The following is a 24737-nucleotide window of genomic DNA, read 5'->3' on the forward strand; positions in this document are numbered from 1 at the left end:
AGACCCACGGTTCCGACAGCCGCGCGGCCGGCCTCCAGGCGGGCCACCGGCACCCGGAACGGGGAGCAGGAGACGTAGTCCAGGCCCACCTCGTGGAAGAAGTGCACCGAGTCGGGGTCGCCGCCGTGCTCGCCGCAGACGCCGAGCTTCAGCTCCGGCCGGGCCGCCCGACCCTCCTCCGCGGCGATCCGGACCAGCCGGCCCACCCCGTCCCGGTCGATGGACTCGAACGGCGAGATGCCGAAGATGCCCAGCTCCAGGTAGCGCCAGAAGAACGCGCCCTCGACGTCGTCGCGGGAGAAGCCCCAGGCCATCTGGGTCAGGTCGTTGGTGCCGAAGGAGAAGAACTGCGCCGCCTCGGCGATCTGCCCGGCGGTCAGCGCCGCCCGGGGCACCTCGATCATGGTGCCGATCAGCACCTCGACGCCGCTGTCCCCGACCACCTCGGCGATGATCTTCTCGGCCTCGGCCCGTACCGTCTCCAGCTCCTGCACCGCGCCGACCAACGGCACCATGATCTCCGGCTTGGCGACCGCGCCGGCGCGGGTGACCGCGACGGCGGCCTCCGCGATGGCCCGGACCTGCATCGCGAACAGGCCCGGGATGACCAGGCCGAGGCGCACCCCGCGCAGGCCCAGCATCGGGTTCTCCTCGTGCATCCGCCGGACGGCGGCGAGCAGCGCCTCCTCCTTGGCGACGTCCTCGCCGCGCTCCTGGGCGACGGCGACGTTGACCGCGAGCTGCTCCAGCGGGGGCAGGAACTCGTGCAGCGGCGGGTCGATCAGCCGCACGGTGACCGGCAGACCGTCCATCTCGCGGAAGATCTCCTTGAAGTCGTCGCGCTGCAAGGGCAGCAGCGCGGCGAGCGCCGACTCCCGCTCGTCGTCGGTGCGGGCCAGGATCAGCCGCTCGACCAGCTCCCGCCGATCGCCGAGGAACATGTGCTCGGTGCGGCACAGGCCGATGCCCTGGGCGCCGAAGCGCCGCGCCCGCGCCGCGTCCGCCCCGGTGTCGGCGTTCGTCCGGACCGCCAGCCGCCGCTTGGCGTCGGCGTGGCTCATGATCCGGTGTACGGCCCGGACCAGCGGGTTGTCGACGTGCTCCGGCTCGAGGCTGCCCTCGAAGTACTGCACCACCTCGGACGGCATGACCGGGACCTCGCCGAGGTACACCTTGCCGGTGGTGCCGTCGATGGAGACGATGTCGCCCTCGTTGACGGTCTGCCCGGCCACGGTGAAGCGCTTCGCCGGCACGTTCACGTCGATCTCGTCGGCGCCGGAGACGCAGGTCTTGCCCATGCCCCGGGCCACCACGGCGGCGTGGCTGGTCTTGCCGCCCCGCGAGGTGAGGATGCCCTGGGCGGCGATCATGCCGTTCAGGTCGTCCGGGTTGGTCTCCCGGCGGACCAGGATCACCGACTCCCCCTCGGCGGCCAGCTCGACCGCCCGCGCGGAGGTGAAGACCACCTTGCCGGAGGCGGCGCCCGGTGAGGCGCCGATGCCCTTGGCGACCGGCTGGAACTCGTGGTCGAGCCGGAACCGGGGGAACATCAGCTGCGCCAGCTGCGCGCCGTTGACCCGGTGCAGCGCCTCGTCCAGGTCGATCAGGCCCTCGTCGACGAGCTGCCCGGCGATGACGAACGCGGCGGCGGCGGTGCGCTTGCCGACCCGGGTCTGGAGCATCCAGAGCTTGCCGCGCTCGATGGTGAACTCGATGTCGCAGAGGTCCTTGTAGTGGCCCTCCAGCCGGGCCATGAACGCGAGCAGCTCGTCGTAGGACTTCTTGTCGAGCTGCTCCAGCTCCTGCAGCGGCACGGTGTTGCGGATGCCGGCGACGACGTCCTCGCCCTGGGCGTTGGCCAGGTAGTCGCCGTAGATGCCCTGGGCGCCGCTGCCCGGGTCGCGGGTGAAGGCGACGCCGGTGCCGGAGTCGGGGCCGAGGTTGCCGAAGACCATGGAGACCACGTTGACCGCGGTGCCGAGGTCGGCCGGGATGCGCTCCTGGCGGCGGTAGACCACCGCCCGCTCGGCGTTCCACGACTCGAAGACCGCACGGATGGCCAGGTCGAGCTGCTCGCGCGGCTCCTGCGGGAACTCCCGGCCGGTGTGCTTGACAAAGATCTTCTTGTACGCGTCGACCAGCCCGCGCAGGTCGTCGGCGTCGAGGTCGAGGTCGTTGGTGGTGCCCTTGGCGCGCTTGGCCTCGTCCAGGGCGTGCTCGAACTCCTCGCCCGGCACCTCACAGACGGTCTTGCCGAACATCTGGATCAGCCGGCGGTACGAGTCCCAGGCGAACCGGTCGTTGCCGCCGGCCTGGGCGGAGAGCCCGACCACGCTGCGGTCGTTGAGGCCGACGTTGAGGACGGTCTCCATCATGCCGGGCATGGAGAACTTCGCGCCGGAGCGTACGGACACCAGCAGCGGGTCGTCCGGGTCGCCGAGGCGGCGGCCCATCTCGCGTTCCAGGGCCTCCAGGTGGGTGGCGATCTGACCGGCCAGCCCGGCGGGTTCCTCGCCGGTGGCCAGGTACGCCTTGCACGCCTCGGTGGTGATGATGAACCCGGGCGGGACCGGCAGCCCGAGATTGGTCATCTCGGCGAGGTTGGCCCCTTTGCCACCGAGCAGGTCCTTGAGGTCCTTGTTGCCCTCGGCGAAGTCGTAGACGTACTTGTGATCGACCGTCTCTTGCACTGCCACCAGAGCCCTCCCACGCGCGCCGGAATTGACACTTAACGAAGGTTCAGCTGCCTCATACCCCGGGGCAGGCCACCGGTAATCCCGTGCCGGCACCGATCGGTGGGCGAAGGTTAAGCGAACATCGGGTGGCCTGGGACCGTTCGGTGACAATAGGCACAGCTATCACGACTATCCGCGTTCGTGGCGGTTTCTGGGAACGCTTCCACGCGCAGGATCACGCAATTCCGAGTCTCCTCGTACTCTTGACGGCACCGGTTCTGCTGAACCTGACCTTTGCCATATCCGCCGCAAATACACCCCGGAGCCGCCGCCGTGCCGCCCACCCCCGCCACCAGCCCGGAGACCGGCGCCGCCGCCAGCGCCGGGGCCGACCGGGAACCGCCGGGTCAAATCGACCTGTCCGCCCACCGGCCGGCCGCCGCCGAACTGGCCCGGGCGGCCGAGCTGACCGCCGGGGAACTGCTGGCCCCGCCCGCACCGGTCCGACTGGGCGACGTGGTGCCGGCCCCGGAGCAGGTCCGGCCCGACCCGACGGCCGACTTCACCCTCCCCGCCGACGCGGCCGTCCGGGTGAGCCCGGACCCGGACGCCCGGGACGTGGCCGAACAACTCGCCGAGCTGCTGCGACCGGCCACCGGGTACCCGCTGCCCGTCGTGCTCGAGGCCACCGCCACCGGCGGCCCGCTGGTGCTCACCCTGGCCGCCGCGACGCCGCCCGCCGGCGTACCCCGCCCCCGGACCGCGGCCGAGGACGCGCCGAGCGCGGGCGCGTGCGCGGAAGAGCTGGGCGCCGAGGGCTACCGCCTGGACGTCACCCCCACGGGGGTGCGGATCAGCGCCGACACCGCCACGGGCCTGTTCCACGGGGTGCAGACGCTGCGGCAGCTCCTACCGGCGGCGGTCGAGAGCCCGTCCCCGGTCGCCACCCGCTGGGTGGTGCCCGGCGGCGCGCTCGTCGACCGGCCGCGCTTTCCGTACCGGGGCGCGATGCTCGACGTCTCCCGGCACTTCTTCGGCGTCGCCGACGTGCTGCGGGTGATCGACCACCTGGCCCGCTACAAGCTCAACCACCTGCACCTGCACCTCACCGACGACCAGGGCTGGCGGATCGCCGTCGACTCGTGGCCCGCGCTGGCCACCGTCGGCGGGGCCACCGAGGTCGACGGCGGCCCAGGCGGTTTCTACACCGACGCGGACTACCGGCGGATCGTCCGGTACGCCGCCCGCCGGCACGTCACCGTCGTTCCCGAGATCGACCTGCCCGGCCACACCAACGCGGCGCTGACCGCGTACCCGGAGCTGGCGCCGGACCGGGTCGCGCCGCCGCCGTACACCGGCACCGAGGTCGGCTTCAGCTACGTCGACCCGGCCAGCGAGCGGACGTACGACTTCGTCGCCGACGTGCTCGGCGAGGTGGCCGCCCGCACCCCCGGCCCGTGGCTGCACATCGGCGGCGACGAGGCGTTCAAGGTCAAGGGTGCCGCGTACACCGGCTTCGTCGAGCGGGTGCAGCGGATCGTCGCCGGGACCGGCAAGACGGTGGTCGGCTGGCACCAGATCGCCCCGGCCGGGCACGCCGAGGGACGGGTGCTCCAGTGGTGGGGCACCGACGGCGACGACCTGGTGGTCGCCGAGGCGGTACGCCGGGGCGCCCGGCTGATCCTCTCCCCCGGCAACCACGCCTACCTGGACATGAAGTACGCCCCGGACACCCCGATCGGGCACGACTGGGCCGGGCTGATCGACGTGCGGCGCGCGTACGACTGGGATCCGGGCACCCACGTGACCGGCGTTCCGGCCGACGCGGTGCTCGGCGTCGAGGCGCCGCTCTGGACCGAGTCCGTGACCACGCTGGCGGAGATCGAGTTCATGTTCCTCCCCCGGCTGCCCGCCATCGCCGAGCTGGGCTGGTCGCCCCGGACGACGCACGACTGGGCCAGGTTCCGCGAGCGCCTCGCCGGCCACGGCCCGCGCTGGGCCACCGCCGGCATCGCCTTCCACCGTGCCCCGGAGATCCCCTGGCCGGCCGAACGGGACGCGGCCGACACCCCGCCCACCGGGATCCCCACCCCACCCGCCACGCCGACCCCCACGGGCTGAGCCGCCCGCCCACGCCCGGATCTGGCGTATCGCCGGGGAACACCCACGAGGACCTGCCGGCGGTACGCCACCTCCAGGGACACGCCGCCGTCGCCGTCGGTCCGGGCGATTCGCCGCCCGGCTCCGACAGCACCGACGCCCGCCCCCTTCCGGACAAATCGCCCTACCGGCACCTAACGCCCCGCGAGGCCGCATCGCGCCGTTGATCAAGAAGTTTGCGTCGGTCGGGCGGCGTGTCTCTGACGCAAACTTCTTAATCATCGAGGCGGAGGGGAGCGCGCCGCCGGTTCGGGGCCGGATGTTCGGTTTCGGGTGGGCGGTGTCTGTCCGGAAGAGGTCGTCTGAGCTGCGGTGTCGGGTGGGCGGGGCCGCCTCGGTGGCGGAATGGCCGGTGGGGTGGGGTCGTTGTACATGGCGTACCTCCGGCGCTCCCCCGGCCGGACGGATCCCGGGACCGGCCCGATGGAATGGGCGGCCGCCCGGGCCGGTTACATCCCCCGGACACCCGAGCAGGTCCCACCGATCGCCGGGTCGATCCCCCTTCTGACTTTTTCCGCGGCACCGCGCCCCCTGTTGCGTGTGCCGCGTACCCCCGAACAGAGAGGCAGTCGATCATGCGTACCGATCTGATCCGCAAGACCGCCCTGACCGCTGCCGGCCTCGCCTTCACCGGCGCCGTCGCCGGCCCGCTCGCCGCCGCCAACACCGACTCGGCCACCACCGACAAGGGCGCCGCGTCGGCGAAGAGCGACCGCAAGTCGCACGGCGAGCGTGAGCTGACCATGCGCTACGAGGCCCAGCCGAACTTCTACTACTGCGGCCCCTCGGCCACCCGCAACGCCCTGTCGGTGCAGGGCAAGAACATCGACGTGGACACCATGGCCAAGGAGATGGGCACCACCGAGGCCGGCACCAACAGCATCAACGACATCACCCCGGTGCTGAACAAGGAGACCGGCAAGAAGGTCTACCGCAGCGTCGAGATCCGCGACAACCGTGCCGACCGCAAGGAGACCGAGAAGCTGCGCGCCGACGTCGTCCGCACCATCGACGACGGTCGGGCCGTGGTCGCCAACATCGCCGGCACCGCCACCGACACCGACGGCACCACCCACTCCTTCGAGGGTGGCCACTACATCAGCGTCATCGGCTACCGCGACGGCGGGAACGTCGTCACGATCGCCGACTCGGCGAACGCCGACCAGATGTCCTACCGGATGAGCGTGGACAACCTGGCCGACTGGATCGCCACCCGCGGCTACGCCGCCGCTGCCTGATCCACGGCAACACCGACAAGGGCCGGCCCCCACCCGGGGGCCGGCCCTTCGTCGTGTGCGCGTTCGGGCGACTTGCGGACCAGCGGCGGGCGACTTGCGGACCAGCGGCGGTCAGCCGCCGGAGTCGGCCAGCTCGGCGCCCTCGGGCACGGTGTCGTCGTCCCGGCTGGCCAGCCAGCCGTCGGGCAGGAAGACCTTGCCCGGGGAGTTGGTGCGACCGCGCGGCTGACCGAGCGTGGCCACCGGGAAGGGCTCCGTCGGGTCCAGCTTGCCGAGCAGGTCGTCGAGCTGCGCCAGGCTCTCGATCATCGCCAGCTCGCGGCGCAGCTCGCTGCCGACCGGGAAGCCCTTGAGGTACCAGGCGACGTGCTTGCGGAAGTCGGTGCAGCCGTCCCGCTCACCCCGGGCCGGGGTACGGCTGCCGGCGGTGAACTGGTCGACCAGCAGCTCGGCGTGGCGGCGCATGGTCTGCGCGACCTCGCCGAGGGTGGGCAGCCGCCGCTCGGGGCGGCCGTCGAACGCGGCCTCCAGGTCGGCGAAGAGCCACGGCCGGCCCAGGCAGCCTCGGCCGATCACCACCCCGTCCACGCCGGTGTGCGCCACCATCCGCAGCGCGTCGTCGGCCTCCCAGATGTCGCCGTTGCCGAGCACCGGCACGTCGAGGGCCTGCTTCAAGGTGGCGATCGCATCCCAGTCGGCGGTGCCCGAGTAGCGCTGCGCGGCCGTACGCCCATGCAGGGCGACCGCCGCCACCCCGGCGTCCTGCGCGGCCAGCCCGGCCTCCACGTACGTCAGGTGGTCGTCGTCGATGCCCTTGCGCATCTTCACGGTGACCGGCACCCCGGCGGGTGCGGCGGCGTCCACCGCAGCCCTGACCAGGCGGGCGAAGAGCCGCCGCCGCCACGGCAGCGCGGAGCCGCCGCCCTTGCGGGTCACCTTGGGCACCGGGCAGCCGAAGTTCAGGTCGATGTGGTCGGCGAGGTCCTGCTCCACCACGATCCGCACCGCGGCGGCGGTGATCTCCGGATCGGTGCCGTAGAGCTGGAGGCTGCGCGGCCGCTCGTCGGCGCCGAAGGCGATCATGCGCAGCGTCTTCGGGTTCCGCTCGACCAGGGCGACAGTGGTGATCATCTCGCAGACGTAGATGCCGCCGCCCTGCTCCCGGCAGAGCTGCCGGAAGCCGACATTGGTGATGCCGGCCATCGGGGCGAGCACCACCGGCGGCCACACCTGGTGCGGCCCGAGGGTGAGCGGGCGGAGCGCGACGGACGGAGCGGGACTGGTCACGTACCCAAGAATCCCATGTCCGGCGCGGTGGCCCGGGGTCCGGTGGCCGGTCACCGCCGCGATGGTGAGCGAACTCGCACCGCGACGGCGACCGGCGGACGGGTCAGTACGTGCCGGGTCTGGACAGGATCAGGCCCGAGACGTCCACGATGACGGACGCGGCCGCGTTGACGTGGATCGCGAACGACAGCCCGTTGCCGTTGTAGCTGCCGAGCTGCACCTCGACCAGGTTGGAGAGGATCTGGTTCGGCCCCCACCAGTTCAGCGACGAGGTCTGCGGCTTGGCGATCGACGAGCTGTACGCGGTCAGCACCCCGGCGGAGACGGTGCCCGCCACGGTGATGTTGACGTACGCAGCGGTCGCCTTCTCCGCCAGCGCCGGTGGGACGTTCTTCACCGTCAGGTGGATGATCTTGCCGGCGTTGAGCTTGCCCGAGGTCACGCCGGCGCTTCCGGCCAGGATGTTCGCGCTGTAGGTGGAAATCGCGCGGGTGTCCAGGATCCGCTGCGGCGCGACGGCCATCGTCCGGTTCGCCCACCGCGAGGTGTTGACGTACGCCTTCGCGCCACCCTTGCCACCGATGACCATGTCGTCCCGGGACGTCAGGGCCAACGATCCGGTGGCGATCTCCTGGGGCAGATTCTCGTCGGTCGCCTTGTTGAGCCAGAGCGCCGACCACCCCGGGGCGCCCCGAAGGGAGAGGGTCGGACCGCTCGCGGACCCGCCGATCAGCAGGGTCTCCGAGCCGGAGCCGTGGTTGACAGCGCCGAGGATCACCGGGTCACCGACGTCGGCGCTGGCCGGAGAGCCGACGACCGCTGCCGCCCCGACACCGGTGCCCACCGCGACGCCGGCCTTGATGACCCGACGGCGGGTGGGTGAGGAGGTCTCTTCGGTCATGCTGCTGGTCTCCTCGGTTCCCTGGTCACGCACCGGACCGCACCTCCCGGTCGCCGCGCTCCGCGTTGGTCTTGATCACGTCGGCGCGCACGCCGCTGGTCCCCGAGTCGGCCGTCAGGCCCTTCGGGTTGTTGATGACGGCCGACTCCGGGTGGAACACCAGCAGGCCGGTGACGTCGAGGATCACGGCGGTGGCGCTCTTCTGCACCCAGATCGCCACGGTGTCCGGGTAGTAGTCGCCGTTGGCGGTCGACCAGGCGCCGACCTGGGTGATCACGCCGTTGGAGAGCAGCTGGCCGGCGCCCCACCAGTTGATGGTGGAGGCGCCCGGCGCGGCGCCCCGGCCGTAGACCGTGGCGAAGCCGCCCTTCTCGGTCTTGGCCACGGTGACGTTGCCGATCAGGCCGTCGCCGTAGTTGACGATGCCGTCGAGGTGGACCAGCAGCCAGGCGCCCGCGACCGCACGGCCCTGCGAGTCGATCTGGTTGGCGCCCTCCAGCAGCCGGGCCCGACCGGCGGCGGTGCGGGTGTCGAGCACCCGGGTCGGCGGGATCGGCACCAGCATGGTCGCGTTCGCCGTGGTGAGGACCTCGTTGCGCACCGGCGCGCCGGTGGACGTCGTGGTGATGTGCGCCAGTCCCGCCGTGGTGGGATAGATCGATCCCCACGCCGGGTTGGTGATGTCCTGTCGCTTGAGGTGCAGCGACGCGCCGTTGTCGTTCTGCAGCACCAGCGTCGCGCCCGGGGCGTTGCTGTAGAGGACCGTCTCGTTGGAGGCCTGGTTCGCCAGCCCGATGGCGAGCGGAGCACCGGTGGCGGCGGCCGCCGGGGTGGCGTTCGCCGCGGTGACGGCGGTGGCGGCGACCGCCGCACCGCCGGTGACGGCGGCCCGCCGCAGCACGGTACGCCGCGAGGCGGAGCGGTCGGGTTCGGACGAAGTCATCTCATTCCCCCGTTGGATGGGTTGGCGGTCTGCGACGGACGGCTGTCGAGGTGGGCCGGGAAGGGCCGGGCCACCTACGCCCCACCGCCGAGCAGCACCTGGCTCGGGTGGCCGACCAGCAGGCTGGTCATGTCGACAATCGCGTGGGTCGGCGACGAGGTGGCCTGGAGGGTCAGCACGCTGCGGTACGCCCCGATGGCGCCCAGCTCGGTGAAGAGGAAGTTCGACAGGATGGTGCCGGCGGTCGCCCAGTTGACCGTGGACGCGGTGGGCTTGGTGCCGCTCCCCCACACGGTGAGCACACCGGCGCCCGTCATCCCGACCACGGTGACGTTGCCCTTGATGGCGTAGCCGTCCCGGACGTACGGGTCGAGGGCGAGCACGATCGGCACGCCCGGCTGGAGCCGGCCCAGGGAGTCCAGCGACCCGGAGACGATGTTGCGCCGCAGGTTCGCGTCGCGGGTGTCGAGGATCCGGGTCGGCGGCACGGCGACCGAGGTGGTGGCCCACTCGCTGGTCCACGCCCAGCCGTTGGTGGGGTTGGCGTCGGTGCCCGCCCGGATGAAGAGGTCGCCCTGGTCGTCGACCGCCAGGGTGCCGGCCTCGGAGTCGAGCACGGTCGGGTACAGACCCGAGCTCGGCACCAGCCGCAGCGGCACGCCACCTACCGCCTGCGCGCTGAGCGCCGAGCCGGCGGACGACGTCAACGTCGTGGTCGCCACGCCGGCGTCGTTCGTCGTACCCATGATCAGGTTTTCCCCCGGGGCCGCCTGGGCCGCGCCGGGCATGCCGACCGCGGCGGCGACACCGGCACCGGCCGTGGTGGCGGCGACCGTGGCGGCGCGGCGCAGCAGGCGCCGCCGCTTCGGGTCGTGGTCGTTGTCCTGTTGCGACGCGCGCGTCATGCAGACACCCCCGTGATGAGATTCAACGTCGGGAATGCTCGCACGAGATCATGCCCGGCTCAACCACCGGGTGGGCGCAACCGCCGGCCGATGGGCCACCGACGACGACGGCCCCGCCCCTGGTGGGGGCGGGGCCGTCGGGTGCCGGGTCAGCAGCCGGGCAGGCGCTCGATCAGGTAGCGCTCGACCTGGTCCAGGGCGATCCGCTCCTGGGCCATGGTGTCCCGGTTCCGCACGGTCACCGCGTCGTCGTCCAGGGTGTCGAAGTCGACGGTCACGCAGAACGGGGTCCCGATCTCGTCCTGCCGGCGGTAGCGGCGGCCGATGGCCTGCGAGTCGTCGAACTCCACCACCCAGCGCTTGCGCAGCTGCGCGGCGAGGCCCTTCGCCTTCGGGGAGAGCGCCTCGTTGCGGGACAGCGGCAGCACCGCCACCTTGACCGGCGCCAGCCGCGGATCGAAGCGCATCACGGTGCGCTTGTCCACGCCGCCCTTGGTGTTCGGGGCCTCGTCCTCGTCGTACGCCTCCAGCAGGAACGCCAGCACCGCGCGGGTGAGACCGGCGGCCGGCTCGATGACGTACGGCATCCACCGCTCCTGCTTCGTCTGGTCGAAGTAGGACAGGTCGACGCCGGAGTGCTTGCTGTGCGTGGAGAGGTCGAAGTCGGTCCGGTTGGCGATGCCCTCCAGCTCGGCGAACTCGCTGCCGCCGAACTGGAACCGGTACTCGATGTCGACCGTGCGCTTCGAGTAGTGGGAGAGCTTCTCCTTGGGGTGCTCGTAGAAGCGCAGGTTCTCCGCCGACAGGCCCAGGTCGAGGTACCAGTTCCAGCGCTCCTGGAGCCAGTACTCGTGCCACTGCTCGTCGGTGCCCGGCTCGACGAAGAACTCCATCTCCATCTGCTCGAACTCACGGGTACGGAAGATGAAGTTGCCCGGGGTGATCTCGTTGCGGAACGACTTGCCGGTCTGCGCGATGCCGAACGGCGGCTTCTTGCGGGCGACCGTCTCCACGTTCTTGTAGTTGACGAAGATGCCCTGGGCGGTCTCCGGGCGCAGGTAGTGCAGGCCCTCGTCGCTCTCCACCGGGCCGAGGTAGGTCTTCATCAGGCCGTTGAACATCTTCGGCTCGGTGAAGGTGCCCTTGTTGCCGCAGTTCGGGCAGTTCAGCTCGGACAGCGAGGTCAGCGGCTTGCCGTGCTTCTCGGCGTACGCCTCCTCCAGGTGGTCGGCGCGGAACCGCTTGTGGCAGTACTGGCACTCGGTGAGCGGGTCGACGAACTCGGCGATGTGGCCGGAGGCCTCCCACACCTTGCGGGCCAGGATGACCGCGGAGTCCAGGCCGACGACGTCGTCGCGCTGCTGGACCATCGTCTTCCACCACTGCCGGCGGACGTTCTCCTTGAGCTCCACGCCGAGCGGACCGTAGTCCCACGCCGACCGGGTGCCCCCGTAGATCTCGCTGGAGGGGAAGACGAAGCCTCGGCGCTTCGCGAGGCTGACGACGGCGTCGATACGGTCGGCTGGCATGTTTCCTCCTACGCCGGCTGGCGGTCGGCGGGGACGTGATGTGGACGGAACGAACAGTTCGGGACAACGGTACGACCAGCGGCGTCCCGAGCCCAGCAGAATACTCCGGACGGCTCAGTTGACCCCGCAGACCTCCAGGCCGCCCGTCTGCTGGTCCGGCTCGAGGGTCACCTGCTGGGTGTCCTGGACGCCGCCGCTGAAGGTCACATCCACCGGCACGGTGAGGGCGTTCGGGTCGACCTTGCCGATCCGGTAGGCGGCGACCGCCGGCTCGTCGGACACCCGCTCGGTGAACTCGGCCCGCGACTCGCGCCGCTGCGCCTGATCGCAGAGAGCGTCGTACGCCTTGCCGTACTCCTTGCGCACCAGGGCGCCGTAGTAGGCGTCCGTGATCGCGTGCCCCTGCTCCTCGCTGGCCTGCCAGCTGCTCACGGTCAGGCCGAGCACGGCCGCCCCGCCCCCGCCGCAGCAGATCAGCAGGGCGAGCGCCCCGACGCCGAGACCCAGCCAGAGCCGCTTGCGGCCACCCTCGGTGGGCGGCGCGGCGAACGGCGGGGCCACTCCCGGGCCGGGCGGCGGGGCCGGCACCCCCGGGTCGGCCGGCGGGGCGCCGTCCCGGCCGGGCGTCGCGGGGTACGGCGGTGGGGCTGCCGGGCCGGGTGCGGTCATGAGTGCAGGGTAGTGCCCAGTCTCTCAACGGTGCGGACGCGCGGCCCGATCACTGGTGGCCACCACGACCCCGCCGTCCGGGGCGGCGCTGGCCAGCGTCTCGTACGCGGACGGCTCGTCGAGCGACTCGGCGAGCAGCGGCACCGCGGCGATCTTGACGTCGAACCCGCCCAGCGCCCGCCGGTACGCCCCGACCGACTCCCACTCGGTGACCAGGCACCAGTGGGCCGGGTCGTCGAGCGCCCGCAGCAGTTCGCCGCGCAGGTAGCCGGGGCGGGCGGCGAGCGCGGCGAGGGCCGCGTGCGCCCGCGCGACGAAGTCGTCGGCGACATCGACATCGACCACGAACCGGTTGGTGACCAGCACCGGCGTCCTCCTCGTAGAGTCTGTGGGATGCAGCGTACGCAGAGCCCCCTGCTGGTCCGGCTCTCCCGGGCCAACCCGACGTCGGTGTTCCTCGCCACCCTGGTGGTGGTGCTGGTGGCGTTCTTCGCACCTGGGCCGGTGGGCGGCGTGCTGCTGCTCGCGCTCGCCGCCGGGCTGAGCTGGCTGCTGGCGACCACCTGGCCGGTGCAGGCGCCGCAGACCCGGATGATCCGGCTGGTGATGCTGACCCTGCTGGTCGCGGTCGCGCTGGCCAAGCTGCTCTGACATGCACTCATGCGTTTTTGACAATCATTTCCGTTGTCACGGACAGTTGATGTCATGAACATCCGCTCCGCTCCACGCGCCCTGGCCGCCGCGACCGCCCTGCTCGCCCTGGGCGGCGTCGCCGCCTGCTCGTCCGGCGGGGCGGGCGCCGATCCGCAGCGGGTCGACGTGGTGGCCGCGTTCTACCCGTTGCAGTTCCTCGCCGAGCGGATCGGCGGCGACGCGGTCGCCGTCAGCAACCTGGCCAAGCCGGGGGCCGAGCCGCACGACCTGGAGCTCAACCCGCGCCAGGTCGGGCAGGTCAGCGAGGCCGAGCTGGTCGTCTACCTCAAGGGCTTCCAGCCGACCGTGGACGAGGCGGTGGACCAGAACGCCGCCGATCGTGCCTTCGACGTGGCGACCGTGCAGCCCCTGCTGACCGCGGCGGCCGGCGGCCACGAGCACGAGGGTGAGGCCGGTCACGCCGAGGAGCCCGGCGGCGGCCTCGACCCGCACCTCTGGCTGGACCCGACCCGGCTGGCCACCGTCGGCGACCAGCTCGCCGAGCGGCTCGGCCGGGCCGACCCGGAGCGGGCCGCCGACTACACCGCCCGGGCCCGGGCGCTCCGCGGCGAGCTGGAGAAGCTCGACGCCGAGTTCGCCGCCGGGCTGAAGACCTGCCAGCGCCGGGAGATCGTGGTCAGCCACACCGCCTTCAGCTACCTGACCGAGCGCTACCAGCTGGAACAGGTCGGCATCACCGGCCTCACCCCCGACACCGAGCCCTCCCCGCAGCGTCTCGCCGAGGTCGCCGCCGAGGCTCGCGAGCACCGGGCCACCACGATCTTCTTCGAGACCCTGGTCAGCCCGAAGGTCGCCGAGACCATCGCGGCGGAGGTCGGCGCGAAGACCGCGGTGCTGGACCCGATCGAAGGGCTGTCGACCGACTCCGGCGGGGACTACCTTTCGGTGATGCGCACCAACCTGCAGACCCTGCGGACGGCGTTGAGCTGCTCGTGACCGCACCCGTCATCACCGTCGCGCACGGGGCGGTCGGCTACGACGGCCGACCCGTGCTGCGTGACGTCTCGCTCACCGTCACCGCCGGCGAGGTGGTCGCCGTCCTGGGGGCCAACGGCTCCGGCAAGTCCACCCTGATCCGCGCCGTGCTCGGGCTGGTCCCCCTGGCCGCCGGCTCCGTCGCGCTCTTCGGCACCCCGCTGCGCCGGTTCCGGCAGTGGCGGCGCATCGGGTACGTCCCGCAGCGGCTCGGCGCCGGCGGCGGCGTGCCGGCGACGGTGCGCGAGGTGGTCGCCTCCGGCCGGCTGGCCCGCCGGGGCGTGCTCCGCCCGCCGGGGCGGACCGACCGGGAGGCGGTCGACGCGGCGCTGCGCGCCGTCGGGCTCGCCGATCGGGCCGCCGATCCGGTCGCCACCCTCTCCGGCGGCCAGCAGCAGCGCACCCTGATCGCCCGGGCCCTCGCCGGCCGGCCGGAGCTGCTGGTGCTCGACGAGCCGACCGCCGGGGTCGACGCGGCCAGCCAGGAGGCGTTCGCCACCGCGCTGCGTGACTTCGTCGCCGACGGCGGCACCGTGCTGCTCGTCGCCCACGAGCTGGGCCCGCTGCGACCGCTGATCAGCCGGGCGGTGGTGGTGCACCAGGGTGGGATCTGCCACGACGGCGTGGTGCCCGAGCCCGCCGGCCACCACGCGGAGCCCGACCACGACCACGTGCACCCGCACGGTCCCGACGAGCCCGCCGGGCTGTGGAGCAGCTGACCATGGAACTCTTCCAGTACCCCTACATGCAGCGCGCGCTGATCGGCGCCCTGGTCATCGGCCTGGCCGCCCCGGCGCTCGGCATCTACCTGGTACAGCGGCGGCTGACCCTGATCGGCGACGGCATCGGCCACGTGGCGCTGACCGGCGTCGGCGCCGGGCTGCTGCTCAACCGCTCCCCGGTGCTGGTGGCGGTGGTCGTGGCGACCCTCGGCGCGATCACCATCGAGCTGGTCCGGGCGCGCGGACGCACCTCCGGCGACCTCGCGCTGGCACTGCTCTTCTACGGCGGCATCGCCGGTGGGGTGATGCTCGTCGGGCTCTCCGACGCCACCAGCGCCAACCTCAACGCGTACCTGTTCGGCTCGCTGACCACCATCTCGCCGCAGGACCTGATCACCATCGCGGTGCTCGGCGCGGCCATCCTGGTCACCATGCTGGCGCTGCGCCCGGCGCTCTTCGCGGTCTGCCACGACGAGGAGTACGCCCGGGTCGCCGGGCTGCCGGTCCGGACGTTGAACCTGCTGCTGGCGGTGGCCACCGCGGTCACCGTCACCATCGCCATGCGGGCGGTCGGGGTGCTGCTGATCAGCGCCCTGATGGTGGTGCCGGTGGCCACCGCGCAGCAGGTCACCCGGGGCTTCCGCAGCACCATGACGGCGGCCATGGCGCTCGGCCTCTTCGCGGCCGGGTCCGGGGTCTGGGTGGCGGCCACCGCCGACACCGCCCCGGGCGCCTCGGTGGTGCTGCTGGCGATCGCCTCGTTCCTGGTGGTCGCGCTCGCCGCCGCCGGCTGGCGGACGCTGCGCCGGCGGTCCACCCCGGCCGGTACGCCGGCGCCCGAGCCGCACGAGGTCGTGCTTCGGTGACGCCGCCCCGGCAGCTGTCGGTGGTATTGGTTACCGTTGCAGGGTGACCGGCACGAACGGGTACGAGGCCTACGAGGGCGCGGGTGACCTGCTCCGCGCCCTGTCCGCCCCGATCCGGCTGGCGATCGTGAGCGAGCTGGCGCAGGGTGAACGGTGTGTGCACGAGCTGGTGGAGAAGCTCGGCGCCCCCCAGCCGCTGGTCTCCCAGCACCTGCGGGTGCTGCGCGGGGCGGGGGTGGTCCGCGGCTCGCGGCGCGGCCGCGAGATCGCGTACGCGCTGGTCGACGAGCACGTGGCGCACATCGTGGCGGACGCGGTGAGCCACGCCGGGGAGGGATCATGAGCGAGGGGGCGCTGCGGAACACGCGGCAGCGCACGGCGGTGAGCTCCCTGCTCGGCGAGGTGGAGGGCTTCCACAGCGCGCAGGAGCTGCACGCGATGCTCCGTGACCGGGGCGAGCGGGTCGGGCTGACCACCGTCTACCGCACCTTGCAGGGCCTTGCCGACGCGGGCGAGATCGACGTGATGCGCCCGCCCGGTGGGGAGCACCTCTACCGCCGGTGCAGCGAGGGGCACCACCACCACCTGGTCTGCCGGGCCTGCGGCCGCACCGTCGAGGTGGCCGGGCCGGCGGTGGAGACCTGGGCCGAGCGGGTCGCCGCCCAACACGGGTTCGCCGACGTCAGCCACACCCTGGAGATCTTCGGCACCTGCCCGAAGTGCGCCGCCTGACGGCGATTCAGGGGGTGCCCGCCGCGCCGCGTCGTGGCACGCTGTCCGGCGTGAAGATCTACGCCGATCGCTTCCCCGTCGCCCTCCGCCAGCTCCTCACCGACCTGCTCGTCGTCGTCTGGGTGTACGCGGCGATCCGCTTCGCCCTGTGGGTGCACGACCTGGTGCAGAAACTCGCCGTACCCGGACAGAAGCTGGAGGGGGCCGGCGGCGGCCTCGCCGACAACCTGGCCGACGCCGGCGGCAAGGTCGGCCGGGTGCCGCTGGTCGGCGACGAGCTGACCGCCCCCTTCGAGCGGGCCGCCGAGGCGGCCCGCGCGGTCGCCGACGCCGGCCGGGACCAGCAGGAGCTGGTCGGCCAGCTCGCCCTGGCCCTCGCCATCGCCGTGCTGGTCTTCCCGCTCGCCCTGGTGCTCCTCGGCTGGCTGCCGCTGCGGGTGCGCTGGATGCGCCGGGCCGCCGCGGCGAAGGCGCTCGCCACCGCCCCGGCCGGGCGGGACCTGCTGGCGCTGCGCGCCCTCGCCGGGCAGCCCCTGGGCAAGCTGACCAGGATCGATCCGGACGTGGCGGAGGCGTGGCGGCGGGGCGACGACGCCACCGTCGACGCGCTCGCCGCACTGGAGCTGCGCCGACTCGGGCTGCGGGGCGGCCGCTAGGGTGTGGCGGTGCTGTACTTCCTGATCGTCGTCGCCGTGCTGCTGCTCGGGTACGCCGCCGTCCTGGTGAGCTTCGTCCGCAAGGGTCGCAAGATCCCGCCGCAGGCGTACCTGGTGCTCGCTGTGCTCAACGGGCTGATCCTCGCGGCGGTACTGGCCTGGGCCGTCGCCCGCTGACTTTCAGCGACGGCCCAGCCCCCTGCTCAGCCGCCCTGCCGGGGGATCCGGCGGCGGACGTCGGGAGTGGTCGACGGGCCGGGTGACCAGCGCGCCACCCAGGGGGTGTCGGCCGGCGGGGTGAGCACGCCGGACTCCAGGGCGGCGTACCGGCCGGCGAGGATCCGCTTCGCCGCCGCGACGTCGACGGAGTCGGTGTTCTCCCACAGCGCGGTGAACAGCTGCTCCACCCGCACCCGGGCCTGCCGGCAGAACAGGTCGGCCAGCTCGACGTTCTCCGGGCGGGTGTCCCGCTCCGCGTACGCCCGCACGCAGACCGCGGACATCGCGAACAGCTCCGCGCCGATGTCCACCACCCGGCCGAGGAAGGCCTGCTTGCGTTCCATCTTCCCCTGCCAGCGGGACATCGCGTAGAAGGTCGAGCGGGCCAGCTTGCGGGAGTGCCGCTCCACCTGCCGCAGGTGACCGGCGAGCGGGCCGAACTCGCCGTACGCGTTGGGGGTCTGTCCCCTGCCGACGGCAAGGGTGGGCAGCCACCTGGCGTAGAAGGCCCCGGCCCGCGCCCCCGCCCTGGCCTTGCGGCCGAGGCCGGCGTCCGGGTCGATGATGTCGCCGGCGACCGAGAGGTGCGCGTCGACCGCCTCCCGGGCGATGAGCAGGTGCATGATCTCGGTGGAGCCCTCGAAGATCCGGTTGATCCGCAGGTCCCGCAGCATCTGCTCGACCGCGGCCGGGCGTTCACCCCGGGCGGCGAGCGAGTCGGCCGTCTCGTAGCCGCGCCCGCCCCGGATCTGGATCAGCTCGTCGGCGATCTTCCAGGCCATCTCGCTGGCGTAGAGCTTGACCAGGGCCGCCTCGATCCGGATGTCGTTGCGGTCGTCGTCGGCGAGCAGGCAGCAGAGGTCGAGCATGGTCTCCATGCCGTACGTGGTGGCGGCGATGAAGGAGAGCTTCTGGGCGACCGCCTCGTGCTCGCCGACCGGCCGGCCCCACTGCACCCGGTCGGCGGCCCACTCCCGGGCCACGTTCAGCGACCACTTGCCCGCGCCGACGCACATCGCCGGCAGCGACAGCCGACCGGTGTTCAGCGTGGTCAGGGCGATCTTCAGCCCCTTGCCCTCGCCACCGATGACGTTCTCCCGGGGCACGAAGACGTCGTGGAACCGGGTGAGGCTGTTCTCCAGGCCGCGCAGGCCGACGAAGGCGTTGCGCCGCTCGACGGTGATGCCGTCGCTGTCGCCGTCGACCACGAACGCGGTGATGCCGCCGCGCCGCCCCTCGCCGGCCGGCACCCGGGCCATCACCACCAGCAGGGTGGCCACGGTGCCGTTGGTGGCCCAGAGCTTCACCCCGTTGAGCCGGTAGCCGGTGCCGTCGGCGGTGGGCTCGGCGATGGTGGCCAGGCGGGCCGGGTCGGAGCCGACGTCCGGCTCGGTGAGCAGGAACGCGGAGACCTCCCCGGCGGCCAGCCGGGGCAGGAAGAGCTGCTTCTGCTCGTCGGTGCCGAACATCTTCAGCGGCTGCGGCACGCCGATCGACTGGTGGGCGGAGAGCAGCGCGCCGATCGCCGGGCTGACCGAGCCGGCCAGCATCAGCGCCCGGCAGTAGTGCAGGTTGCTCAGGCCGAGACCGCCGTACTTCCGGTCGATCTTCATGCCGAACGCGCCGAGCCGGGCCAGCCCCTGGAACACCTCGTCCGGGATGGACGCGTCGCGCTCGATCGCCGCGCCGTCCACCTCGGACCGCAGGTACGCGCCGAGCTCGGTGAGGAACCGCTCGGCCCGCGCGTCGTCGTCCGGGTCGGAGCGGGGCCAGGGGTGGATCAGGTCGGGCCGGAACCGGCCTAGGAAGAGCTCCTTGCCGAAGCTGGGCCGGTCCCAGGCGGTTTCCCGGGCCGCCTCGGCGACCTGTCGGGCCTCCTTCTCGGAGACCTGGCCCGCCTCGGCCGGCAGTGGCCCGGCGCCGTCCCCGGTGGGTCGGCTGTTGTGCGTCGTGGTCACGGCTGCCCCCTCGAACCTCGGTCCGGATGCGTCAACGTGCTCGACAAGAGCAACGCTACCCCCGGGTGTTACCCAGGGGTAGCGTTGCCTGCACGTCGGATTTCCCGTCCGGTGACCGGGTCAGTCGCCGGTCAGCACCTGCGGCGCGTCATCGTCGTCGTCGACGTCCTCACCCCAGTTGCGCCGAGCCATCGGCAGGAAGACCCAGAAGGTCAGGAACCACAGCCCGGTGAGCGCGCTCAGCACGAATGCGATCTCGCGCTGCAGCACGAAGTCGGTGATCAGCAGCACCGCGCTGACCATCGAGATCAGCATGAAGGCGAGGCCGGCGCTGGCCATCCGGTGCGCGAAGCGCACCAGCTCCGGCTTGCGGCCCTGGCGGAACAGCGCGCGGTGGAAGGCGACCGGCGAAATGATCATCGCGGTGGCGGCCGCCGCCGACAGCAGCGAGACGATGTAGACGTCCTTCTGGAAGCCGCTGGTCCGGGTGAAGCCGTTGCTGAACGGCAGGGTCAGCAGGAAGGCGAAGAGGATCTGCACGCCGGTCTGTGCGACGCGCAGCTCCTGGAGCAGATCGGCGAAGTTGCGCTGCCAGCGCTGCTTCTCGGATTCCTTCGACACGCGCTACCTCCGGAAGAGACGGTACTGCCGACGGGGCTCACCCCGCCGGCAGCAACGCCAATGCCCCAACCGGAGTGGCGCGAAACCGGCTCAGGAACCTCGGCGGATGCGGCCGGCGTACCGGGCCTCCAGCGCGGCGTTGTGCTCGTCGCCGCCGGTGATGTTCGCCGACAGGTAGACCGGGGGCCGCTCCCCCGCCGCGATCAGCCGGGCCACCGTCTCGGCCACGATCTGCTGGGCGAGCAGGGCCGCGGTGATCGAGGAGACCGCGCCGACGGCACCGCCGTCGGGCAGCGGCAGGGTCGCGTCACCGTACGGGGCGCCGTTGTCCAGCACCACGTCGGCGAAGTCGGCGAGCTTGCGCCCGGACGGGTGGCGCGAGGCCATCCGGCCCGAGTGCTGCGCCGAGGTGATCGCCACCAGCCGGTGCCCGCGCTCGACCACCAGCGACGCGAACTCCACCATCGCGCCGTTGACGCCGGAGTTGGAGGCCAGCACGAAGATGTCCGACGGGCGGACCGGGGCCAGCTCGTAGAGCCGGTGCGCCACGGCTGGATCGCGCTCCAGGTGCGGGCCGAGGATGCTCGCCGGCTCGCCGCCCAGCAGCACCAGGTCGCGCAGCGCGATCCGGTTGGTCGGCACCAGCCCACCGGCCCGGCCGGCGATCTCCATCGCCAGCGCCTCGGAGTGGCCGGTGCCGAAGGCGTGCACCACCCCGTCGGCGCGCAGCGCCTCGGCGATCAGGTCGGCCGCCCGACCCACCGCCTCCCGCTGGCTCGCGGCCACCCGGCCGATCGTCTCGGTCACCACCGCCAGGTATGCCTCGGCGCTCACCGTCATGCGTTCCTCCGCTCGTCGGTCCTGCTCGTCGGGTGGCCCACGGCGGGCTCAGGCAAGGTCGCGTACCCGGGCCAGGATCGCCTCGGCCAGCGGGGCCGGCGCCTCGTCGGGGATCCAGTGGGTGACGCCGGGGAGCGCGACGAACCGGTACGGCCCGGTCACCTGGGCGGCGCAGGCCTCGGCGGCGGTCCGGCCGATCGCGACGTCCCGGTCGCTCCAGACGAAGGTGGTGGGCACCGCGACCGGCCCGGTCCGCGCCAGGTCGGCCCGGGACATGGCCCGGTACCAGTTCAGCGCCCCGGTCAGCGCGCCCGGCTCCCGCATCGGCTCGACGTACCGGGCCACCCGCTCGGCGTCGCCCAACCTGAAGAGCATCCGGCGCAGGGCGGTCGCCCGCGCGGCCAGCAGCACCTTCTCGGCCTTGCCCGGCTGGCGGAACAGCAGCATGTACGACGAGCGCGCCTTCTGCCGCGGGTCGTTCGCCAGCGCGTGCGCCATCGCGGCGGGATGCGGCACGGAGACGGCGGTCAGGGTGCGAACCCGCTCGGGGTGCCCCGCGGCGAGGCCCCAGGCGACGATCGCGCCCCAGTCGTGCCCCACCACGTGGGCCGCCTCGACGCCCAGCGCGTCGAGCAGCGCCACCGCGTCCTCGACCAGCTCCGGCAGCCGGTAGGCGGCCACCTCGGTCGGGCGGGCGCCCGGCGAGTAGCCCCGCTGGTCCGGCGCGTACGTGCGCAGGCCGGCGGCGTGCAGCGCCGGGACCACCTCGTCCCACTCGCCGCCGTGCTGCGGGAAGCCGTGCAGCAGGAGGACGGGTTCACCGCTCTCGGGGCCGCCGGTGCGTACCTCGAACGTCAGCCCTCGCGCCTCGACCCGCATGATCGGCAGCCTACCCAGCCCGGCGGTCGTCCACCCGGGCCGACGGTGGCGGGGTCGGAGCTGTTAGCGTCGAAGAGACAACTTCACATCCGACAGGGGAGCGCACAGCGCTGAGAGTGCGGGCACCGCCCGCAGACCCTCGAACCTGATCTGGGTAATGCCAGCGCAGGGAGTTCGGTCGACCTCCAGCCGCGCCGCCGTCCGGTTCCACACCGGGCGCGGCGTGCGTCTTCTCCTGGTTCGATCATTTGGACTGGGAGCACACATGACCAACACCGACAGCAACCGGTGGCGCACCATCGACATCGTCATCGCGGCGGTGCTCGGGGTGGCCTTCGGCATCATCTTCTGGGCCTGGGGCCTGCTCTGGAACGGCCCCGCCGACGCGATCCCGCTGCCCGGCCGGGCGGCCATCTACGGCGTCTGGCTGGTCCCGGCCGTCCTGGGCGGTCTGATCATCCGCAAGCCTGGCGCCGCCTTCTTCACCCTCACCGTCGCCGCGCTGGTCTCGGTGGCGCTGGGCAGCAGCTGGGGCTGGACGCTGGTCATCCAGGGTCCGCTGGAGGCCGCTGCGGCGGAACTCGCCTTCGCGGCCTTCGGGTACCGCGTCTTCCGGCTGCCCGTCGCCCTGCTGGCCGCCACGCTGGCCGGCCTGGCGGCGGCGCTCTACGACGTCTTCGTCTGGTACCCGGACACCGCCTGGGGCAGCTTCCGCCTCCCCTACATCCTGATCACCGCCGTCAGCTCCCTGGCGATCGCCGGCCTGGGCGGCATCGCCCTCACCCGCGCCCTGGCCCGCACCGGCGTCCTCGACCGCTTCCCCGCCGGCCGCGAGCGCGCCGCCATCTGACCGCCCCCCGCTTCGTTGATCAAGAGGTTTGCGTCAACGGGAGCCACCGTCGTGACGCAAACCTCTTGATCACCGGCCGGGAGCCGGGTGGGCCTGGGTAGGGAGGGGGTCGGGTGGGCGCGGTGTTGATGCGCGGGTTCGGGTGGCGGCACGCCGGGCGGAAGGCGTGGGCCGTGCGTGGGGTGGACCTGCGGATCGAGGCCGGGGAACGGGTCCTGCTGCTCGGGCCGTCCGGGGCGGGCAAGAGCACCCTGCTGGCGGCACTGGCCGGGCTGCTGCCCGAGGACTCCGGCGAGCAGGAGGGCACCGTCGAGATCGACGGGCTCGACCCGCGCAAGGACCGGGAACGGGTCGGCATCGTCTTCCAGGACCCGGAGACCCAACTGGTGATGGCCCGCAGCGGCGACGACGTCGCGTTCGGGCTGGAGAACCGGGGGGTGCCGGCCGAGGAGATCTGGCCGCGGGTGGACGAGGCGTTGCGCCGGGTCGGCTTCCCGTACGACCGGGACCGGCCCACCGCGGCGCTCTCCGGCGGCGAGCAGCAGCGCCTGGCCCTGGCCGGCGCGCTCGCCCTGCGCCCCGACCTGCTGCTGCTCGACGAGCCGACCGCCAACCTCGACCCGGCCGGCGCGGACCTGGTCCGCCGGGCGGTCGCCGGCGCGCTGTCCGCCGACACCACCCTGATCCTGGTCGAACACCGGGTCGCCGAGGCGCTGCCGCTGGTCGACCGGGTGGTGGTGCTGGAGCCGGGCGGCGGCGTCCGCGCGGACGGCCCGCCGGAGGCGGTCTTCGCCGCGCACGGCGAGGCACTGGCCGCCGAGGGAGTCTGGGTGCCGGGCCGGACCATCCCGCCCCGGCACGCCACCGGGCCGCCCGGCGAGGAGTTGCTCACCGCCGACCGGCTCGGCCTGCCGCCCCGGCTGGCCCCCACCGACCTGCGGGTACGCGCCGGCGAGGCGCTCGCCGTGCTCGGGCCCAACGGCGTCGGCAAGTCCACCCTGGCCCTGCTCCTCGGCGGGCTGCTCCGCCCCGGCGTCGGCCGGGTCACCGCCACGGCGGCGCTGGCCGGGGCGGACGACCGCACTCCCCCGCACCGCTGGCGGGCGCCCGCGCTGGCCCGCCGGATCGGCTCGGTCTTCCAGGACCCGGAGCACCAGTTCGTCACCGCCACCGTCTTCGACGAGCTGGCGCTCGGCCCCCGCCGGACCGGCCAGTCCGAGCCGGCGGTACGCGCCACCGTGGACGCCCTGCTGGACCGGCTGCGGCTGACCCGGCTGGCCGGGGCGAACCCGTACACCCTCTCCGGCGGGGAGGCGCGGCGGCTGAGCGTGGCGACCGCGCTGGCCACCGCGCCCCGCCTGCTGATCTGCGACGAGCCGACCTTCGGCCAGGACCGGCGCACCTGGCGGGAGCTGCTCGACCTCTTCGCCGAGCTGCGCGACGCCGGGCACGGCGTCGTCACCGTCACCCACGACGCGGACTTCGTCGCCGCGCTCGCCGACCGCACCGTCACCCTGGGCCGGCGGCCCGACCCGGCCGACGGCGACTCCGGGCGGCGCCCGTGATCAGCCTGGAACCCGTCGCGGCGCCCGGCGCGCCGCTGGCCCGGCGCAACCCGGTGGCGAAGCTGGCCGCCGCGTTGGTCTTCTCGGCCGTCCTGGTGGCCACCCTGGACCCGGTCGCCCCGGCCATCGCGATCGCCGTGGAGCTGGCCGTGCTGCCGCTGTTCGGGATCCGGTACCGGGTGCTGGCCCGGCGGGCCCTGCCGCTGCTGGCCGCCGCGGCCGGCATCGTGGTCACGCTGGTGCTCTTCGCCGCCGACCGGTCCGGCCGGGTGCTGCTGGACGCCGGGCCGCTGCTGGTCACCTCGGGGGTGCTGGTGACCGCGCTCGGGCTGGTGCTGCGGATGCTCGCGGTGGCGCTGCCGGGCGTGATCGTCTTCGCCACCACCGACCCGACCGACCTGGCCGACGCGCTGGTGCAGAACGCGAAGGCGCCGGCCCGCTTCGCCATCGGGACGCTGGCCGCGTTCCGGCTGGTCCCGTTGCTCGGCCAGGAGTGGCAGATGATCGAGATGGCCCGCCGGGCGCGCGGCGTGGACGCCGGGCGCAACCCGGTGGCGAAGCTACGGCTGTTCGTGTCGACCGCGTTCGCCCTGCTGGTCGGGGCGATCCGGCGCGGCACCCGGCTGGCGGTGGCGATGGACGCCCGGGGCTTCGACGCCGGCACCCCGCGCACCTTCGCCCGCCGGCAGCGGTTCGGCGTGGCCGACGGGCTGCTCGTCGCCGGGGCGGCCGTGCTGGGGGGTGCGGCGATCGCGGTCAGCGTCGCGCTCGGCACCTTCCGCCCGCTGATCGGCTGACCCGGGCGACCGGGTCCGGACCGGCGGCCCGGTCCG

The 24737-nt window shown here is 73.0% G+C and carries 25 protein-coding genes and 1 riboswitch; of the genes, 13 read left to right on the forward strand and 12 right to left on the reverse strand.

What is annotated here, in order from left to right; all coding sequences use genetic code 11:
• The coding region (gene ppdK / locus KBX37_RS25500; protein ID WP_210778431.1) for a pyruvate, phosphate dikinase at nt 1-2696 on the reverse strand (2696 nt) is incomplete at its 3' end.
• A 390-nt stretch (nt 2697-3086) separates the two neighbouring features.
• Between ppdK and KBX37_RS25505 the strand changes: the two genes are divergently transcribed.
• Both KBX37_RS25505 and KBX37_RS25510 read left to right on the forward strand, forming a co-directional pair.
• The gene (locus KBX37_RS25505; protein WP_374103880.1) at nt 3087-4796 is read left to right on the forward strand and encodes a beta-N-acetylhexosaminidase; all 1710 of its coding nucleotides are present in this window, start codon (nt 3087-3089) and stop codon (nt 4794-4796) included.
• Nucleotides 4797-5410: 614 nt separating this feature from the next.
• Entirely contained in the window at nt 5411-6073 is a 663-nt protein-coding gene (locus KBX37_RS25510; RefSeq protein ID WP_210778433.1) for a C39 family peptidase, read from the forward strand.
• A gap of 111 nt (nt 6074-6184) precedes the next feature.
• Here the strand turns inward: KBX37_RS25510 and dusB are convergent, their stop codons facing one another.
• The 7 genes from dusB to KBX37_RS25545 all read right to left on the reverse strand — a co-directional run bounded on the left by dusB (nt 6185) and on the right by KBX37_RS25545 (nt 12673).
• Complete coding sequence (dusB, locus tag KBX37_RS25515; RefSeq protein ID WP_210778434.1) at nt 6185-7360, reverse strand: tRNA dihydrouridine synthase DusB; 1176 nt, start codon at nt 7358-7360, stop codon at nt 6185-6187.
• 103 nt (nt 7361-7463) lie between these two features.
• The gene (locus KBX37_RS25520) at nt 7464-8294 is read right to left on the reverse strand and encodes a hypothetical protein (protein WP_210778435.1); all 831 of its coding nucleotides are present in this window, start codon (nt 8292-8294) and stop codon (nt 7464-7466) included.
• A complete protein-coding gene (locus KBX37_RS25525) occupies nt 8287-9204 on the reverse strand; it encodes a hypothetical protein (protein WP_210778436.1) in 918 nt (305 codons plus the stop codon). The genes KBX37_RS25520 and KBX37_RS25525 overlap by 8 nt, the downstream gene beginning before the upstream one ends.
• Before the next feature lie 74 nt (nt 9205-9278).
• Nucleotides 9279-10109 (reverse strand): hypothetical protein, encoded by an 831-nt coding sequence (locus tag KBX37_RS25530; RefSeq protein WP_210778437.1) that lies wholly within the window; start codon nt 10107-10109, stop codon nt 9279-9281.
• Between the two features lie 149 nt (nt 10110-10258).
• Nucleotides 10259-11638: a glycine--tRNA ligase gene (locus KBX37_RS25535; protein WP_210778438.1), complete on the reverse strand. Its 1380-nt coding sequence runs from the start codon at nt 11636-11638 to the stop codon at nt 10259-10261.
• A gap of 114 nt (nt 11639-11752) precedes the next feature.
• Nucleotides 11753-12226 carry a hypothetical protein gene (locus KBX37_RS25540; RefSeq protein WP_210778453.1) on the reverse strand — a complete coding sequence of 158 codons (474 nt, stop codon included), beginning with the start codon at nt 12224-12226 and terminating at the stop codon, nt 11753-11755.
• Between the two features lie 105 nt (nt 12227-12331).
• A complete protein-coding gene (locus KBX37_RS25545; protein ID WP_210778439.1) occupies nt 12332-12673 on the reverse strand; it encodes an antibiotic biosynthesis monooxygenase in 342 nt (113 codons plus the stop codon).
• 27 nt (nt 12674-12700) lie between these two features.
• Here KBX37_RS25545 and KBX37_RS25550 point away from each other — a divergent pair, with 27 nt between their 5' ends.
• From KBX37_RS25550 to KBX37_RS25585, 8 genes are read left to right on the forward strand one after another with little or no spacing between them, the layout of a single operon-like run.
• Nucleotides 12701-12958 (forward strand): DUF6703 family protein, encoded by a 258-nt coding sequence (locus tag KBX37_RS25550; protein WP_210778440.1) that lies wholly within the window; start codon nt 12701-12703, stop codon nt 12956-12958.
• Nucleotides 12959-13012: 54 nt separating this feature from the next.
• Nucleotides 13013-13957, forward strand: a complete 945-nt coding sequence (locus tag KBX37_RS25555) for a metal ABC transporter substrate-binding protein (RefSeq protein WP_210778441.1) — start codon at nt 13013-13015, stop codon at nt 13955-13957.
• Nucleotides 13954-14715 (forward strand): metal ABC transporter ATP-binding protein, encoded by a 762-nt coding sequence (locus KBX37_RS25560; protein WP_210778442.1) that lies wholly within the window; start codon nt 13954-13956, stop codon nt 14713-14715. The genes KBX37_RS25555 and KBX37_RS25560 overlap by 4 nt, the downstream gene beginning before the upstream one ends.
• A 2-nt stretch (nt 14716-14717) precedes the next feature.
• Nucleotides 14718-15584: a metal ABC transporter permease gene (locus KBX37_RS25565; RefSeq protein ID WP_210778443.1), complete on the forward strand. Its 867-nt coding sequence runs from the start codon at nt 14718-14720 to the stop codon at nt 15582-15584.
• A gap of 43 nt (nt 15585-15627) precedes the next feature.
• On the forward strand, nt 15628-15927 hold the full coding sequence (locus tag KBX37_RS25570) for a metalloregulator ArsR/SmtB family transcription factor (RefSeq protein WP_154942519.1): 300 nt from the start codon (nt 15628-15630) through the stop codon (nt 15925-15927).
• Nucleotides 15924-16316: a Fur family transcriptional regulator gene (locus tag KBX37_RS25575; protein WP_210778444.1), complete on the forward strand. Its 393-nt coding sequence runs from the start codon at nt 15924-15926 to the stop codon at nt 16314-16316. Before KBX37_RS25570 ends, KBX37_RS25575 begins: the two co-directional genes overlap by 4 nt.
• Before the next feature lie 50 nt (nt 16317-16366).
• Nucleotides 16367-16972, forward strand: coding sequence for a hypothetical protein (locus KBX37_RS25580; RefSeq protein ID WP_210778445.1), 606 nt, complete (start codon nt 16367-16369; stop codon nt 16970-16972).
• A 9-nt stretch (nt 16973-16981) separates the two neighbouring features.
• Nucleotides 16982-17149: a hypothetical protein gene (locus KBX37_RS25585; protein ID WP_170285442.1), complete on the forward strand. Its 168-nt coding sequence runs from the start codon at nt 16982-16984 to the stop codon at nt 17147-17149.
• Between the two features lie 26 nt (nt 17150-17175).
• Here KBX37_RS25585 and KBX37_RS25590 read toward each other — a convergent pair whose 3' ends face one another.
• The 4 genes from KBX37_RS25590 to KBX37_RS25605 all read right to left on the reverse strand — a co-directional run bounded on the left by KBX37_RS25590 (nt 17176) and on the right by KBX37_RS25605 (nt 21489).
• Entirely contained in the window at nt 17176-19149 is a 1974-nt protein-coding gene (locus KBX37_RS25590; RefSeq protein ID WP_210778446.1) for an acyl-CoA dehydrogenase family protein, read from the reverse strand.
• A 120-nt stretch (nt 19150-19269) separates the two neighbouring features.
• Entirely contained in the window at nt 19270-19770 is a 501-nt protein-coding gene (locus KBX37_RS25595; protein ID WP_210778447.1) for a DUF6328 family protein, read from the reverse strand.
• A 90-nt stretch (nt 19771-19860) separates the two neighbouring features.
• Complete coding sequence (locus KBX37_RS25600) at nt 19861-20610, reverse strand: sugar isomerase domain-containing protein (RefSeq protein ID WP_210778448.1); 750 nt, start codon at nt 20608-20610, stop codon at nt 19861-19863.
• 48 nt (nt 20611-20658) lie between these two features.
• Complete coding sequence (locus tag KBX37_RS25605; RefSeq protein WP_210778449.1) at nt 20659-21489, reverse strand: alpha/beta fold hydrolase; 831 nt, start codon at nt 21487-21489, stop codon at nt 20659-20661.
• An 84-nt stretch (nt 21490-21573) separates the two neighbouring features.
• Nucleotides 21574-21679, forward strand: a riboswitch (TPP riboswitch).
• A 75-nt stretch (nt 21680-21754) separates the two neighbouring features.
• Between KBX37_RS25605 and KBX37_RS25610 the strand changes: the two genes are divergently transcribed.
• From KBX37_RS25610 to KBX37_RS25620, 3 genes are all read left to right on the forward strand, one after another.
• Nucleotides 21755-22339, forward strand: coding sequence for an ECF transporter S component (locus KBX37_RS25610; protein ID WP_210778450.1), 585 nt, complete (start codon nt 21755-21757; stop codon nt 22337-22339).
• Between the two features lie 113 nt (nt 22340-22452).
• The gene (locus KBX37_RS25615) at nt 22453-23904 is read left to right on the forward strand and encodes an ABC transporter ATP-binding protein (protein WP_210778451.1); all 1452 of its coding nucleotides are present in this window, start codon (nt 22453-22455) and stop codon (nt 23902-23904) included.
• Nucleotides 23901-24701 carry an energy-coupling factor transporter transmembrane protein EcfT gene (locus tag KBX37_RS25620; RefSeq protein ID WP_210778452.1) on the forward strand — a complete coding sequence of 267 codons (801 nt, stop codon included), beginning with the start codon at nt 23901-23903 and terminating at the stop codon, nt 24699-24701. Before KBX37_RS25615 ends, KBX37_RS25620 begins: the two co-directional genes overlap by 4 nt.
• The last annotated feature ends 36 nt before the right edge of the window (nt 24702-24737 follow it).

It is taken from the genome of Micromonospora sp. U56 (genome assembly GCF_018070095.1).
GTDB classification, from domain to species: Bacteria; Actinomycetota; Actinomycetes; order Mycobacteriales; family Micromonosporaceae; genus Micromonospora; species Micromonospora purpureochromogenes.